This is a genomic window from Bradyrhizobium sp. 215_C5_N1_1, from assembly GCF_052075935.1.
Lineage (GTDB): Bacteria > Pseudomonadota > Alphaproteobacteria > Rhizobiales > Xanthobacteraceae > Bradyrhizobium > Bradyrhizobium barranii.
In genome coordinates this window covers 5428604-5443196 of the sequence record NZ_CP197228.1, presented here as the reverse complement: position 1 = coordinate 5443196, position 14593 = coordinate 5428604, and the positions used below count along the sequence as shown (strand labels likewise).

15 protein-coding genes are annotated in these 14593 nt (G+C 63.9%); 13 read left to right on the top strand and 2 right to left on the bottom strand.

From position 1 onward, the window contains the following. Positions 1-12 precede the first annotated feature (12 nt). The 12 genes from AB7G19_RS26435 to AB7G19_RS26380 all read left to right on the top strand — a co-directional run bounded on the left by AB7G19_RS26435 (position 13) and on the right by AB7G19_RS26380 (position 9191). On the top strand, positions 13-234 hold the full coding sequence (locus AB7G19_RS26435) for a hypothetical protein (protein ID WP_028146622.1): 222 nt from the start codon (positions 13-15) through the stop codon (positions 232-234). Between the two features lie 12 nt (positions 235-246). Continuing rightward, positions 247-669, top strand: a complete 423-nt coding sequence (locus AB7G19_RS26430) for a hypothetical protein (RefSeq protein WP_063983909.1) — start codon at positions 247-249, stop codon at positions 667-669. 387 nt (positions 670-1056) lie between these two features. Then, positions 1057-1503: a MaoC family dehydratase gene (locus tag AB7G19_RS26425; RefSeq protein WP_014496047.1), complete on the top strand. Its 447-nt coding sequence runs from the start codon at positions 1057-1059 to the stop codon at positions 1501-1503. A 100-nt stretch (positions 1504-1603) separates the two neighbouring features. Further along, positions 1604-2116, top strand: a complete 513-nt coding sequence (locus AB7G19_RS26420; RefSeq protein ID WP_354237903.1) for a hypothetical protein — start codon at positions 1604-1606, stop codon at positions 2114-2116. A gap of 289 nt (positions 2117-2405) precedes the next feature. Further along, entirely contained in the window at positions 2406-3563 is a 1158-nt protein-coding gene (locus tag AB7G19_RS26415) for a helix-turn-helix transcriptional regulator (RefSeq protein WP_441268846.1), read from the top strand. A 228-nt stretch (positions 3564-3791) separates the two neighbouring features. Beyond that, on the top strand, positions 3792-4766 hold the full coding sequence (locus AB7G19_RS26410; protein WP_441268315.1) for an AraC family transcriptional regulator: 975 nt from the start codon (positions 3792-3794) through the stop codon (positions 4764-4766). A 135-nt stretch (positions 4767-4901) separates the two neighbouring features. After that, positions 4902-5150 carry a DUF6894 family protein gene (locus tag AB7G19_RS26405; RefSeq protein WP_441268314.1) on the top strand — a complete coding sequence of 83 codons (249 nt, stop codon included), beginning with the start codon at positions 4902-4904 and terminating at the stop codon, positions 5148-5150. Positions 5151-5223: 73 nt separating this feature from the next. After that, complete coding sequence (locus AB7G19_RS26400; RefSeq protein WP_441268313.1) at positions 5224-5352, top strand: hypothetical protein; 129 nt, start codon at positions 5224-5226, stop codon at positions 5350-5352. 144 nt (positions 5353-5496) lie between these two features. Beyond that, a complete protein-coding gene (locus AB7G19_RS26395) occupies positions 5497-6615 on the top strand; it encodes a helix-turn-helix transcriptional regulator (RefSeq protein WP_441268312.1) in 1119 nt (372 codons plus the stop codon). Between the two features lie 112 nt (positions 6616-6727). Beyond that, positions 6728-7780, top strand: coding sequence for a helix-turn-helix transcriptional regulator (locus tag AB7G19_RS26390; RefSeq protein ID WP_441268311.1), 1053 nt, complete (start codon positions 6728-6730; stop codon positions 7778-7780). A 231-nt stretch (positions 7781-8011) separates the two neighbouring features. Then, the gene (locus AB7G19_RS26385) at positions 8012-8269 is read left to right on the top strand and encodes a hypothetical protein (RefSeq protein WP_441268310.1); all 258 of its coding nucleotides are present in this window, start codon (positions 8012-8014) and stop codon (positions 8267-8269) included. 193 nt (positions 8270-8462) lie between these two features. Next, the gene (locus AB7G19_RS26380) at positions 8463-9191 is read left to right on the top strand and encodes a sulfite exporter TauE/SafE family protein (RefSeq protein ID WP_063983902.1); all 729 of its coding nucleotides are present in this window, start codon (positions 8463-8465) and stop codon (positions 9189-9191) included. Here AB7G19_RS26380 and AB7G19_RS26375 read toward each other — a convergent pair. Both AB7G19_RS26375 and AB7G19_RS26370 read right to left on the bottom strand, forming a co-directional pair. Then, positions 9188-12391, bottom strand: coding sequence for an efflux RND transporter permease subunit (locus tag AB7G19_RS26375; protein ID WP_441268309.1), 3204 nt, complete (start codon positions 12389-12391; stop codon positions 9188-9190). The two genes, AB7G19_RS26380 and AB7G19_RS26375, sit on opposite strands and share 4 nt — an antisense overlap. Before the next feature lie 135 nt (positions 12392-12526). Then, complete coding sequence (locus AB7G19_RS26370) at positions 12527-13771, bottom strand: efflux RND transporter periplasmic adaptor subunit (RefSeq protein WP_071915009.1); 1245 nt, start codon at positions 13769-13771, stop codon at positions 12527-12529. 201 nt (positions 13772-13972) lie between these two features. Here AB7G19_RS26370 and AB7G19_RS26365 point away from each other — a divergent pair, with 201 nt between their 5' ends. After that, positions 13973-14578, top strand: a complete 606-nt coding sequence (locus tag AB7G19_RS26365; protein ID WP_441268308.1) for a TetR/AcrR family transcriptional regulator — start codon at positions 13973-13975, stop codon at positions 14576-14578. Positions 14579-14593: the final 15 nt, after the last annotated feature.

Here is a 14593-nt window from a genome sequence, read left to right as displayed (position 1 = left end):
AGGAGACTCAATATGGCTACCCAGATCGTGATGGACCAGACTGGCGACACGCGCCACGAGTTTGATCCTGACAATGCCGAAGCGCTGGCGCGAGCCGAACGGCGCTTTCGTGAGCTGACCGGAGCGGGCTTCACCGCCGCCTATCGTACCGGACCCGGTGAAGTTACCCGCATCAAGTCATTCGATCCGACCGCGCACGAAACGCTGTTCTATCCCCGCCTGGTCGGCGGTTGATCTGAGCTGCTCATGATCGCGGCAATTTGGCTCCGTGCGCCGGCGCGTGCGCGTCTGCACGCGCTGCGCGAGCTCTATCGGCGCTTCTTCGGCGAGAACACGCCGGATGCCCGCGGCCGCCGGCTTTTGGCCGAATGGCTGTCGCCGGCGCAGCGCGCGCAATTCGAGCAGCATCGGTATTTCGATGTCATCGGCTGCGATACCGGCAAAAGGTACCGCATCCACTACGGCACGGCCGCCAATGTCCATGAGATCGACGATGAGGGGCGTGCGGCGATGGGATGGTGCTTCGTCCCGTCAGGCTTTCTCGTGCCCGGCGACGTGATGCTGGCGCAGAAGGTCGCGCTCGAGACCGACGAGAACGCGGCAATCGCGCTCGCCAACCGGTTTCCGCCGGCCACGCACTCGGAGCACTTTTACCGGCGCCCGTTCTAGCGGCCGGAGGGCGTACAGATCAGGAGTGCGTGGTGCGGTAGGCATCCAAAGCATGCGCCGCGAAGACAGCGACGCTGCAAAGCGCGAGCACGGCTGAGATCAGCTCGATCATAGCTCATCCTCCCGCAGCGGCTGGGAGACGAGATTTTGGCAGCAGGCATAATCCAAGATGAGGTCGAGGAAGAATTGCATGGTCGCCGTCCCTGTATGATTTTGATAACCAGATAACCGGCCATCTGTTTCAGGCGTGTTTCGTCGTTTTGGGAAACGGGTTTCGCGGGGAACCCGGGGCTGGTTTGTGCACCGCAGACCCGCTACATCCCGCGCTGCTTAGTCCTTCAGCCGCGCCTTTCCGGCGGGCGGCAAGTCATATTGCGAGGCAAAATCATGGCGCAGGTCGAGTGGTTCGACGATCTCACCATCGGAATGCGGTTCAAATCCCCCGAGGTGCAAGTCACCGAAGCCGACATCAAGCGCTTTGCAGCCGAGTTCGATCCGCAGCCGATGCATCTCGACCATGAGGCCGCCAAGCAGACCCTGTTCAACGGCCTGGCTGCATCAGGATGGCACACCGCCGCGATCGCCATGAACCTCGCGATCCAGGCCCGCCCGTTCGGCCCGCATCCGCTGATCGGCGCGGGCGTCGACGGTCTGCGCTGGACCATCCCGGTACGGCCCAATGACCGCCTGCATCTGGTCGGCGAGGTCATGAGCCTGACGCCGTCGAAGTCGAAGCCGCAGGGCATCGCGCTGGTGAAATGGACCATGTTCAACCAGAACGGCGAGGAGGTCTACACCTTCACCCCGATCGCCATCATCCCCAGGCGGGTGTAGGGCCGGCGACGTTCAGCATCGGCCGGGATCAGCCTCCTCGAGCCCTTGCGGGCCGCAGGCTGAGGTGGTCATCTCCACGTGGGGAACGCTGGAGGCTGACATGAGACGATTCCTTCTTGCCGCTTTGCTGAGCGCGGGCGCCTTGGGCGCAGCCGTCTCGAGCGCAGGGCCGGCGTTCGCGCAGCAATCCAGGGTCGGCGACTGGACCATCGAGAAGCGCGCGCAGGACACGCATTGCAATGCGAGCCGCGGCTACAAGGACAAGGAAGACGAGAACCGCAACTACGTCATCGTGATCACCTATTCCGAGAAGGCCATCGTGATCGTGATGATCTATGACGGTTGGGAGTGGGACAAGGTCGGCGAGATCCTCCGGGCCGACGTCGGCACCGATGACGCCGACATCATGAAGAAGGCGAAGTGGGAGGTCATGGACAAGACCACCGTGCGCGGCATCTTCGAATACGACCAGTCGATCATGGACCGGCTGTCGAAGGCCAGGCGTCTCTCGCTCGATTTCGAGGACGATGACGAGGACAGCATCGAGATGCAGATCCCGCGCGCCGGCGAGGCGCTGGCCGCGCTGAAGTTCTGCGAGGAGAACCGGAAGTAAAGTGCTGCGCCGCGCACAGTGCGCGCGATCGAGCAAGCAGCGCGAGGGCGCGTGACCCACAGCACACAGCCCGCGCGCTGTTCGCTTTTATCCTAGTCTTTGGCGAAAACGTCCAAGCCGCACCCTGCGGTTGACGTTACGCAAGGACGATGTTCGATATTTTAGCATCTCGCTGCACTGCTTTTTCCACGCCGAAGGCGACGATCGACCGCTCCGTCGGCTCTGCCAATGTCCAATGCGCAAGCTCCCTTCGTCACCGGGCCCGCACGCCGATCGCATCGTCCTTCCGATGACGATCCTCCAGGCAAACCGGTTCTCGTCTCTCGTCGGCGAGATCTACGATGCGGCGGTCGATCCTGCGCTGCGCAGCGGCGCGCTGGAACAGGTTTCACATTTCGTCGGCGGGTGCGCCGCGACCATCCTGTCCCGCGATGAGGCAAGGCTCTCGATCGAGATTCACCAGCATTTTGGCACCGAATCCCGCTTCCGCCAGCTCTATCGCGACAGATATGTCGAGCAGGATCCTCTGCTCGATCGTCATCTCGCTTTTGCGGCCGGGCACGCCATCGGCGTGACCGATATCATGCCGCACGCGGACTTCGTGGCGACGAGCTTCTATCGCGAGTGGGTCGAGCCGCAGGGCGCGATCGACCTCGCGACCGTCGCGCTCGAGAGATCGGACGCGCGTACCACGGTGTTGCAGGTGTTACGCCACCGATCCCGCGGAACCGTCGACGAGGCGATGCGCGAACGCATGCGGCTGCTCGCACCCCACATCCAGCGTTCCAGGATCATGGGCCGGCAGATCAGGGCGCGCTCGCATACCGTGGACGACCTTGCCGATGTGCTTGACGGCCTGAGCACGGCGATCTGCCTGCTCGATGCGGATGGCCGGGTCGTCCACGCCAACGCGGCGTGCCGGCAGCTGTTCGTCGATGCAAACCTGCTCGCGATGGTCGGCGACCGGATCGTGGTCCGTAACACCCAGGCCGACAAAATATTCCGCGGCCTGTTCGAAGTTGCCGCAGATGGTGAAACTCACCCGGCCGGTCGCCGCCGCATCGGGCTCGCGACGTCGGCGGACGGTCAGCACTATCTCGTCCAAGTCCTTCCATTGAAGCGGGAGCGCAGCCTGCCGAGAGACGTCGCGGCTACGGTGCTTCTCGTACAGAAGGCCGCGATGGTGCCATCGCTCGTGCCCGACGCCATTGCTGCGGCCTTCAGGCTGACGCGGTCCGAATTGCGCGTGCTGATGGCCATCGTCGAGGTCGGCGGCGTTCCCGATATCGCGGCAAAGCTCGGCATTGCCGAGACCACGGTGAAGACGCATCTCGGTCGCCTGTTCGAGAAGACCGGTGCCGGCAGGCAGGCCGACCTCGTGAAGATCGCGGCCGGCTTCACCGCGCCGTTTGTACCGCGAACGCGCCGCGACGACGACACCATGTGATTCATTTGACGGCGCGAGCCGCGCGGCGATGCAATCTCAATCCATTGTGATGAGCAGGATCGTCAGGTCCTCCGAACGTACGACGCGCGTCATTTGATACTTTCGTATATGGCGCCACTTGAATGAGAAGGGCAGCGTGCGCCACGGAACAATGCGCGCCGGCACCGGACGCGGGTGCGGGAGACGACAGCGCGTGAGCGAGCCTGCCTGTCGGTTGGAGAAATTGCAGTGAGCGGCAACGACGAATTTTCCATTCTCAATGTTTCGACGGACCACATTCCCGAAGACGAGCGTATGCCGCTGCTGCGCGAATTCTATTGCCGCGGCGTGCTCAAGGCGGAGGTCGAGCCGACGGACGAAAAACCGTTCGCCGCGAGCCTCACATCCCATGGCTTGCCGGACGTCCAGCTGGTGATCGGCGGGCTGGTCGGAGCTCGGGTCATCCGTACCAAGCAACTGGTCGTCGACGGCAACGACAGCCTTGGCCTGATGATCAACCGATCCGGCATCGTCGAAGTATCTGCGCGAGGACGAGATCTGAGGCTTCATCCCGGTGACGCGGTTCTGACGAGCGCGGAGGACGCGACGATCTACGAACGCCTCTCGCTTGGAAATTGTCTGTCGCTGCGCGTGCCGCGGCGGGTGCTGGCGCCCATGATCGTGGACATCGACGACACCGTGATGCGAATCATTCCGGAGCGCGCCACCGGACTTCGCCTGCTGGTCGACTACGCGACGTCTCTGGTGCGCGAGCGCGCGTTCGCGGTGCCCGCATTGCGCCAGCTCGCTGTTGCACATCTCCATGATCTGATGGCGCGTGTTCTCGGCGCGACGGATGAGGTTCACGAGCTGGCCGGGCGCCGAGGCGTCAGGGCCGCGCGGCTGCGGAAGGTGAAGTCCTTCATCGTCAACAATTGCTGGCAGCAGGACCTCTCGGTCGCGACCGTGGCGCAGGAATTCGGCGTGACCACACGCTATCTCCAGCGGCTGTTCGAAGCCGACGGCAAGACGTTCTCGTCCTTCCTGACCGGGCAGCGCCTCAAACGCGCCCATCGCATGCTGCGCGAGCCTGACTTCGCCGGGCAGCCGGTGAGCTCGATCGCCTACGACGTCGGCTTCGGCGATCTCTCTTATTTCAATCGTTGTTTCCGGCGGGCCTATGGCGCGACGCCCAGCGGCGTCAGGAGCGGCGAAGCGCTGTGACCGCGCGGTGCGCGGTTCGTGCGACCAGGCGGGTGCCTATCGCAGCGCGCCGCGTTCGGCCGACTACGTCTTCTAAGCGCGCGGAGTAGAACGATGACGCTGTGTTTCGGACGGCGCCGGCAGTTGGAGTTGTGAATGCGCCGCTTCTTCTTTGATCTCCTGGTCGACAATGTCGTGAAGATCGATCCGGGCGGCATGGTCTTCGAGCAGGCCAGGGCCACGTTCGTCGTGGCCGACGAGATGGCGAGACATCTGTTTGTCTGGCGTGACGATCTGCGCGATCGCGACGCCTGGATTCGCGTCAGGGATACCGGCGGACGAGAGGTCTATCGCGCGGCGGTCTGGTCGGAAAATTCCGAGAAGGTCGGCTGGGACCAGGCATGACGGTCCCGGCTTCACCTTCCAGGGCGGCAACGCCGACAACAGGTCGCGGCGCCAAGTACTCAACAATGCTGCGGTGGCCGGCTTCGGCTTCGACTACCGCACCACCCAAAACGTGTCCGTGTTCGGCGCGGTCGAGGGCATGATGATGTCCGACCAGAGCCGTACCGGCACGGCGAAAGGGGGCGTTCGCGTCGCGTTCTGAGTCGGCATCAGCCCTGGCGGCTTGAACGCGATGCCCGCCGGCCGGGCCCCATCCGCCCGGCCGGCGCCTCCTCCGATCGGAGGACGCCGCATGCTGTGGTTGTAGTATGCTTGGTGATATTGATCACTCAGGCCATTTCAAGCCATGCGCGGACTACGGAAGCTGCCCGAACTGGTCGAGTCCATCTATGACGCAGGGCTCGATCCCTCGCTGTGGAACAACGCCGTTGCCGGCATTCGCGATTTCGTCGGCGGGCAGGCCTGCGGGCTGTTTTCCAAGGATTCGATCAGCAAATTCGGCGTCACTCATTATTATTGCGGGGCCGACCCGCGCTACATCCAACTCTATTCAGAGACTTATTCGAAGTTCGACCCGCTGACGGTGCTGCCGCCGCATGGCGAGATCGTCAGCATCCCCGATCTCGTCAATTTCGCTGAATACCGGAAAGGGCGCTTTTACCAGGAGTGGATGCAGCCGCAGGGTTGCAGCGACGCGGCCAACGTCGTGCTCGAGACATCGCATGCGAGCTGCCCCGTGATGATGACGGTGCTGTCGGGCCGGCGCATGGTGGACCCAGCGATGATGCATCGGCTTTCGCTGATTGTGCCGCACGCCAGCCGCGCGCTGCTGATCAACCGCGCCATCACCTCGCAACTGACGCTGGCTACGGCGCTGGTGGATGTTCTGGACAATCTGGCGTCCGGTATCTTCCTGCTCGATGCCTTTTGCCGGGTGGTGCATGCGAATTCGGCTGGCCACGCCTTGTTTGTCGCCGCCGACGTGGTTCGGTCCGTTGCCGGGCAGCTAGTAACCAGCAGCGCGGAGGCCAATCAGACGCTGCGCGAGGCGCTTGCGACCCGCAGCGAAATTGCCCTGCTTGCCACACGGGGCCATGCGATCCTGCTGCTTTCGCCGAGCGGCGAGCGTTATGTCGCGCATATTCTGCCGCTGTCGTCCGTGCTGCGAAATGGCAGCGAGCAGGTGGTCGATGCCGCCGGTGCGCTGCTCCTGCGCAAGGTGTCGCCTGGCGGGCAGTCCTATGGCGAGCTGATCGCACGGACCTTCGGCCTCACGCCGGCCGAGCTGCGCGTGTTCCTGTCGATCGTGGAGGTCGGCGGCATCCCGGAAACGGCGGCAGCGCTCGGTATCGCAGAGACCACGGCGAAGACTCATCTGCATCGGGTGTTCGCCAAGACCGGCGTTTCGCGTCAGGCCGATCTCGTCAAGCTCGCGGCGGGATTCTCCAATCCGCTCGTCAACTGATCGGTCAATCGCTGTCGGGGTTGAACCTTTTGCTCCCACGATAGACTCAATTGTGCCGCCGGGCATGACGAACATTTCGCGATCTCCAAGTCACCATTGGCTGTTCTGAGAGTTGTGGAGTGATGTCGTCGTCAAGCTCAATGCGTTCATCGGCAGCCAGGCTTGCGGGCTGATTTCGAAGGATCCGGTCAGCAAGTCCGGCGCGACGCATTACTACTGCGGTGTCGATCCGCACTACATCCAGCTCTATGCCGAGACCTACGCCCAGTACGATCCGCTGGCACGGCTGCCTCGCTATGGCGAGGTTCGTAACATCCCCGATCTCGTGAATTTCGACGAATATCGCCGCGGGCGGTTCTATCAGGAATGGCTGCGGCCCCAGGGCTGCGTCGATGTCGCCAGCGTGGTTCTGGAACAGTCGAAGTCGCCGTGTCCGATGCTGATCACCGTGATTCCCGGCAAGGGGATGCTCGATGCCGAGCAGCGGGCGCGGATGCAATTCCTGGTTCCGCATGCGAGCCGGGCGCTGCTGATCAACCGGGCGATCGAGCGGAAGCAGCAGCGGGCGATCGCGCTCGCCGATGTCGTGGATCGGCTGAATGCCGGCGTCATCCTGCTCGATACGGCCTGCAACATCGTCCACAGCAATCCTGCCGCGGACACGTTGCTCGCCGCCGATGATGTCCTGCGGTCTGTCGCGGGCCGGCTGGCGGCACGATCTTCCGCGGCAAATTCGGCGCTGCGCGATATCTTCCGTGACGCAGGCGAGGTTGCCGTCGCGGCCGCCGCCGGACGAAAGATTCCGCTGATGTCGCATGACGGCTCCTACTACGTCGCGCACGTCATCGCGCTGCCGTCGTTGTTGCGTGAAGGCGCGGCGGAGCGCATGTCGGCGGTCGGCGCCCTGTTCATCTGGAAGGCGGAACTCGACGGCCGCTCATGTGCCGGCCTCATCGACCGCGCGTTCGAACTGACCCCTGCGGAGCTGAGGGTCATGCAATCGATCGTCGAGGTCGGCGGTGTGCCGGAGACGGCCGTGGCGCTCGGCATCGCGGAGACGACGGTGAAGACGCATCTGCATCGGGTGTTCGCGAAGACCGGCGTCTCGCGTCAGGCCGATCTCGTCAAGCTCGCGGCCGGCTTCTCCAATCCGGTTCTGCACTGACGCGCTTTCCGAAGGCGCAAGCGAGTCGCTCCGGCTCGCGATAGGTTCAAACAGCAGCATCATTAGAAAGTTATCGCGGGTCGTTCGATCGAATGACGCGATTCTCCGCGCTCTCTTCTACGAGAACTCACACGTTTTCTTGCTCGACGCGTTCGATCCTCGTGTGAAGCAACTCACAGCAAGCGGAAGTGAACCTCATCAATCTCTCGCACGAGTTGAGAGGAGATTGTCATGCGAAAGGCGTCACCAACTCCGGCCGGCAAGTTCCGCGACATCGTCGCGCGCATCGGCGCGGCATTCCGCGCGCAGCGCGAGATCGACGCGAAGCGCGCGTTGCGGCGCTACAGCCATTTGCTGGAGCAGTCGCATGAGACTTCGCGTTTGAATGAAATTATTCCCGTCTGCAATGAAGAGGATACTTTTGAAGATGCCAACAGAGTTGATCCGCGCGCGCGCGCGGCCGGCCGCACCACGTTCGAACGCGCGTAACGTCAACATTGTCGCCGCCGCGCTGACGGCGGCGCTCGTCACGCTTCAACTGGTCGGGCTGGCAATGCTGGAGCGTTCGCACGCGCAGCCGGTCTCTCGGCCTCTCCTGAATTCGCACGATGCGGAGCTCTGCACCGGGACTGCCGATGTCCCGGCGACGCAGACACCCTACGACTGAGCCGGAGAACGCATCGTGCCTGATATCACGACCAGCCTTCTCGTGAGCGTCGCCGTGTTCGCAGGCGCCTTCGTCTCGGGGCTCTCGGGCTTCGCGTTCTCGGCCGTGGCGGGCGCGATTCTGCTCCGCGTGTTTCAGCCGCTGGAGGCCGTGCCGCTGATGATGGCGTGTAGCATCGGCGTGCAGGCCACAAATCTGTGGGCGCTTCGGCGCAGCATCCGGTGGGAGGGCAGTCTGCTGCTGATCGTCGGCGGATTGATCGGCGTTCCCATCGCGGTGTCGCTGCTCCAATCCACGGACACGCATCTGCTCCGGCGCGGCTTCGGCATCATCGTCGCGCTCTATGCGGCCTACATGCTGCTGCGGCCGACGCTTGTGACGGCCGGTGAGGCAGTCGGCCGGCCCTGGGTCGCACTGATCGGGTTCGGGGGAGGGCTGGTCGGCGGCCTGACCGCGATGCCTGGCGCGATCCCCACGATCTGGTGCGACATGCGCGGCATGCCCAAGAGCGAGCAGCGCGGCCTGGTGCAGCCGTTCATCGCCGCGATGCAGGTCTTCGCGATCGCGCTGCTGGTCGGACACCAGGATCTATCGTCCAAGGTGTTCGTCGACCTCGCGATCAGCCTGCCTGCGCTGTTCGCAGGCTCAGCGCTCGGTGTGATCGCCTTTCACCGGGTCAACGAGACGGTCTTTCGCAAGACCGTGCTCGTTCTGTTGTTGCTCTCAGGGATTTCCCTGATCTAGTGGCCTGCGCCTTCGTGCTTGAGACCCTGGGCCGGCGCCGCGCTGGTGTCGCTGCTGTGATGCACCAGCGGCTTGTTGCCGGTGACGGTCCGGAGCAGCACATAGAACACCGGCGTCAGGAACAGGCCGAACACGGTGACGCCGATCATGCCGGAGAACACCGCGACGCCCATCGCGCGCCGCATCTCCGAGCCCGCGCCGGTCGAGAGCACCAGCGGCAAGACGCCCATGATGAACGCCATCGACGTCATCAGGATCGGACGCAGCCGCAAGCGGCTCGCCTCGATCGCGGCCCGGATCGGCGTGCGTCCGGCGAATTCGAGCTCGCGCGCAAATTCGACGATCAGGATGGCGTTCTTGGCGGAGAGGCCGACCAGCACGATCAATCCGATCTGGGTGAAGACGTTGTTGTCGCCCTTCGAGATCCAGACCCCGAACATCGCCGCCAGCAGGCCCATCGGCACGATCATGATGATCGAGAGCGGCAAGGTCAGGCTCTCGTAGAGCGCTGCCAGCACCAGGAACACCAGCAGGATCGCCAGCGGAAACACCCAGAGGCCGGAATTGCCGGCGATGAACTCCTGATAGGTCAGGTCGGTCCATTCGAAGGCAAAGCCGGGCGGCAATGTCTCCGCCGCGATCCGCGTCGCGACCTCCTGCGCCTGGCCCGACGAAAAGCCGGGCGCGGCGGCCGCGTTGATGTCGGATGACAAGAAGCCGTTGTATCTGATCGCGCGCTCCGGCCCCGCGCTCTGGCGGATCGTGAGCAGCGCCGACAGTGGCACCATGTCGCCGGAGGACGAGCGCACCTTCAACTGCCTGATGTCGTCGGCGCGGGCGCGGAACGGCGCGTCGGCCTGGACATAGACGGAGTAGGTGCGACCAAACTTGTTGAAGTCGTTGACGTAGTAGGAACCGAGGTAGATCTGCAGCGTGTTGAACACCTCGGTCACGGGCACGCCCAACTGAAGCGCCTTGGTGCGGTCGATGTCGGCAAAGAGCTGGGGCACGTTGACCTGGAAGCTCGAGAACACGCCGGCGATCTCCGGCGCCTTCTGCATCGCCGTCATGAACGCCTTGGTCGCCTCGTTCAGCGCTTCATAGCCGAGACCGGCGCGGTCCTCGATCTGCAGCTTGAAGCCGCCGATGGTGCCGAGGCCGTTGACCGGCGGCGGCGGGAACATGGCGATGAAGGCTTCCTGGATGCCGGAATATTTCTTGTTGAGGTCCGCCGCGATCGCGTTCCCGCTCAGGGCCGGACCCTTGCGCTCGTCGAACGGTTTCAGCGTCGAGAACACGATGCCGGCGTTGGATGAGTTGGTGAAGCCGGCGATCGACAGGCCCGGGAACGCGACCGAGCTCTCGACACCGGGCTGGGTCAGCGCGATGTCGCTCATCTTGCGGATCACCTCTTCGGTCCGATCGAGCGCCGCACCATCGGGCAGTCGTGAGAAGCCGACGAGATATTGCTTGTCCTGACCTGGCACGAAGCCACTCGGCACCTGCTGGAACAGGAAAGCGGTCACGCCAACCAGCACCACATAGAGGCCCATCACCGCGGCCTTGCCCGAGATCACCTTGGTGACGGTGCCGCTGTAGTTCTCCGACGAACGCGTGAAGGCCTTGTTGAAGCCACGGAAGAACCAGCCGAGGCTCTTTTCCATGATGATCGTCAGCCGGTCCTTCGGCTCGTTGTGGCCCTTGAGCAGCAGCGCCGACAGGGCCGGCGAGAGCGTCAGCGAGTTGACGGCGGAGATCACGGTCGAGATCGCGATGGTCAGCGCGAACTGCTTGTAGAACTGCCCGGTCAGGCCGGAGATGAAGGCGAGCGGCACGAACACCGCGATCAGCACCATCGCGATCGCGATGATCGGGCCGGAGACCTCGCGCATCGCCTGGTAGGTCGCGTCGCGCGGCGAGAGGCCACCCTCGATGTTGCGCTCGACGTTCTCGACCACGACGATGGCGTCGTCGACGACGATACCGATCGCGAGCACGAGGCCGAACAGGCTGAGCGCATTGATGGAGAAGCCGAACAGATGCATCACCGCAAACGTGCCGACGATCGACACCGGCACCGCCAGCAGCGGAATGATCGAGGCGCGCCAGGTCTGGAGGAACAGGATCACGACCAGCACCACCAGCGCGATCGCCTCCAGCAGGGTGTGAATGACGGCCTCGATCGAGGAGCGCACGAACTGGGTGGGATCGTAGACGATCTGGTAGGACACGCCCTCCGGCATGTTCTTCTTGATCTCGGCCATGGTGGCGCGGACGTGGTCGGAAATCTCCAGCGCGTTGGAGCCCGGCGCCTGGAAGATCGGGATCGCCACGGCCTGCTTGTTGTCGAGCAGCGAGCGCAGGCCGTATTCGGAGGCGCCGAGCTCGATGCGCGCGACGTCGCGTAGCCGCACCACTTCACCGCGCGTGCCGGTCTTGACCACGATGTCGCCGAACTGCTCCTCGTTGGCGAGCCGGCCTTCGGCATTGACGGACATCTGCAGGTCGATACCCCTGACGTTGGGGGAAGAGCCGACCACGCCGGCGGCGGCTTCGACGTTCTGGGCCTGGATCGACTTGACGATGTCACTTGCGGTCAGGCCATGCTCGGCCGCCTTCTGCGGATCGACCCAGACCCGCATCGAATAGTCGCCTGCGCCATAGAGCTGGACGTCACCGACACCGTCGATCCGCGCCAGGCGGTCCTTGACGTTGAGCACCGCGTAGTTGCGCAAATACGTCATATCGTAGCGGTTGTTGGGCGAGAGCAGATGCACGACCATGGTGAGGTCGGGGGACGATTTCTTGGTGATGATGCCGAGCTGACGCACCACGGCCGGCAGGCGCGGCTCGGCCTGCTGCACGCGGTTCTGCACCAGCTGCGTCGCCTTATCAGGGTCGGTGCCGAGCCGGAACGTCACCGTCAGCGTCATCGCGCCGTCGGTGGTCGCCTGGCTCGACATGTAGAGCATGCCTTCGACGCCGTTGATCTGCTCCTCGATCGGGGTCGCCACCGTCTCGGCGATCACCTTGGGATTGGCGCCGGGATAGGTCGCGCGCACCAGCACCGAGGGCGGCACCACGTCCGGATATTCGGAGATCGGCATCGCGAACAGCGAGATCAGGCCTGCGAGGAAGATCAGGACGGACAGCACGCCGGCGAAGATCGGACGGTCGATAAAGAACTTTGAGAGATTCATGGCCTTGCCCCTGCAAGAGAGACAGCTCTCCCGTTACCCCGACGCGGGAAATACCCGCGAACCCGGAATCGAGATGCGATGTCTTGGTAGCTCTATGACGTCGTTATTCCGGGCACGCGGTCCGGAATGATGTAACTAGCGCTGCACCACGTCCTGGTTGCTGTGGTTGGAGGCCTGCTGCGGTCCACGCGCACCCATCGCCGCGACCTCCGTCTTGAGGAGCGCACCCGGACGCACGCGTTGCAAGCCATTGACGATGATGCGATCACCGGGCTTCAGCCCAGCCGTCACGATGCGCAGGCCGTCGACCGATCCGCCGAGCGTGATCGGCCGATAGACCGCCCGGCTGTCGTCGCCGACCCCCATCACGAACTTCTTGTCCTGGTCGGTGCCGATCGCGCGCTCATCGATCATCACCAGCGTCTGCTGCTTCGGCTGACCCATGCGCACGCGGGCGAACTGGCCGGGGATGAGACGCCCGTCCTCGTTCCGAAACACCGCGCGGACCCGGATGGTGCCGCTCTGGCCGTTGACCTGGTTGTCGATCAGCTGGATATGACCTCTCGCCGAGAGACCGCCGGATGTCGTCATTTCCACTGGGATCTGGTCGAGATTGCCGCGCTTGCCGGAAGCATCCGCGATCGAGTTCAGCGCGCGCAGCACGACCTCTTCATCCGCATCGAACGAGGCGTAGATCGGATTGACCGACACCAGCGAGGTCAGCACCGGGGAGGCGGTGCCGGCGGCGACGAGATTGCCGACGGTGATCTCGAACTTGCCGACGCGGCCGTCCACGGGTGCACGCACCTCGGTATAGTCGAGATTGAGCTTTGCGGTCTGGAGCGTCGCTTCGGCCGCCTTCACGTTGGCGATGGCTTCGCGATTGGCATTGTCGCGCTGGTCGTAGTCGCGCCGTGTGACCACGGCATTGCCGACCAGCTGCGCGCCGCGCTCGAGCTCGCTCTGGGTGAACACGACGCGCGCCTTGGCAGCCTCGAGCTGGGCGTTGGCCTTGTCGACCTCTGCTGCGTAAGGCGCCGGATCAATCTTGAACAGCACATCGCCGGCCTTCACCAGCGCGCCTTCGGTGAAGTTGGTCGCAAGGATCGCACCCGCAACGCGGGGACGAAGCTCGACGCGGTTGATGGCCTCGAGCCGGCCGGAGAAATCGTCCCACAGCACGGTCTGCTTCGGTTCGATCAGCGCGACCGTGACAGGGACGGCCTGCTCGGCGGCTGCCGCCGTTGCGGTCGCCTGCGCGGCACGTAAGTAATGGCCGGTCGCGATCGAGCCGGCCACGGCGAGGGCGCCCACGATGGCGACGCCGCCGAGGAGGCGGCGGAAACGGCCGGTGCGAGGGGAGTTTTGCGAGGGATGCATTTGCGCGCTCCAGATATGTAGTGTTCGCTACAGATGTGGAGCTGGATGTCGCAGTGCAAGATACTTATGTACCATTCACTAAGAAAATTGTAGCGGCATACCGCAAGAATTGGAAGACGGCAGAGAAAATAAAGCTAGAACAAATAGATAGGATTCGGCGTTAAGCTTCAGGCAGAACGTGAATTCCGAGGAGACAGGCACATGGGCATGGGACGCCCCCGCGAATTCGACGCCGAAACGGCGTTGGACCAGGCGATGGAAGTGTTTTGGCGCCATGGCTATGAGGGCGCCACCATTGCCCAGCTCACCGAGGCCATGGGCATCAATCCCCCGAGCCTTTACGCCTGCTTCGGCAACAAGGAAGGCCTGCTCAAGGCCGCGCTCGACCGTTACACCAAATTGCGTGGCGTCTGGATGGACGAGGTGGTCGCCGCACCTACCGCCCGCGACGTTGCCGAGCGGATGCTGATGGGCATCGCCGACAAGCAGACCGATCCCGCCAATCCGCCCGGCTGCCTGCTCGTGCAAGGCGGCATCGCCTGCGGCAGCGGCTCCGAGAACGTCCCGTTCGAGCTCGCCGCCCGCCGCGCCGAGAACGAGGACCAACTCCGCGACCGTTTTGTCCGCGCCAAGGCCGAGGGCGATCTCAAGCCGACGTCTGATCCTGCAGCACTCGCGCGCTATGTCTCGGCGGTGTCAGTCGGCATGGGCGTGATGGCGTCTTCGGGCTCCGACCGCGAAGCGTTGCGGCAGGTGGCGGACGTGGCCGTGCAGGCGGTCGAGGCGCAGTCGGCCGACAGAACGTGACGGCCGCCGGCCGTT

What these genes read in the sequence shown, in the direction of transcription:
- AB7G19_RS26435 (WP_028146622.1), top strand. Translation starts at nt 13, where the DNA reads ATGGCTACCCAGATCGTGATGGACCAGACTGGCGACACGCGCCACGAG.
- AB7G19_RS26370 (WP_071915009.1), bottom strand. Translation starts at nt 13,771, where the DNA reads ATGCATCCCTCGCAAAACTCCCCTCGCACCGGCCGTTTCCGCCGCCTC.
- AB7G19_RS26430 (WP_063983909.1), top strand. Translation starts at nt 247, where the DNA reads ATGATCGCGGCAATTTGGCTCCGTGCGCCGGCGCGTGCGCGTCTGCAC.
- AB7G19_RS26365 (WP_441268308.1), top strand. Translation starts at nt 13,973, where the DNA reads ATGGGCATGGGACGCCCCCGCGAATTCGACGCCGAAACGGCGTTGGAC.
- AB7G19_RS26420 (WP_354237903.1), top strand. Translation starts at nt 1,604, where the DNA reads ATGAGACGATTCCTTCTTGCCGCTTTGCTGAGCGCGGGCGCCTTGGGC.
- AB7G19_RS26395 (WP_441268312.1), top strand. Translation starts at nt 5,497, where the DNA reads ATGCGCGGACTACGGAAGCTGCCCGAACTGGTCGAGTCCATCTATGAC.
- AB7G19_RS26425 (WP_014496047.1), top strand. Translation starts at nt 1,057, where the DNA reads ATGGCGCAGGTCGAGTGGTTCGACGATCTCACCATCGGAATGCGGTTC.
- AB7G19_RS26375 (WP_441268309.1), bottom strand. Translation starts at nt 12,391, where the DNA reads ATGAATCTCTCAAAGTTCTTTATCGACCGTCCGATCTTCGCCGGCGTG.
- AB7G19_RS26385 (WP_441268310.1), top strand. Translation starts at nt 8,012, where the DNA reads ATGCGAAAGGCGTCACCAACTCCGGCCGGCAAGTTCCGCGACATCGTC.
- AB7G19_RS26405 (WP_441268314.1), top strand. Translation starts at nt 4,902, where the DNA reads ATGCGCCGCTTCTTCTTTGATCTCCTGGTCGACAATGTCGTGAAGATC.
- AB7G19_RS26415 (WP_441268846.1), top strand. Translation starts at nt 2,406, where the DNA reads ATGACGATCCTCCAGGCAAACCGGTTCTCGTCTCTCGTCGGCGAGATC.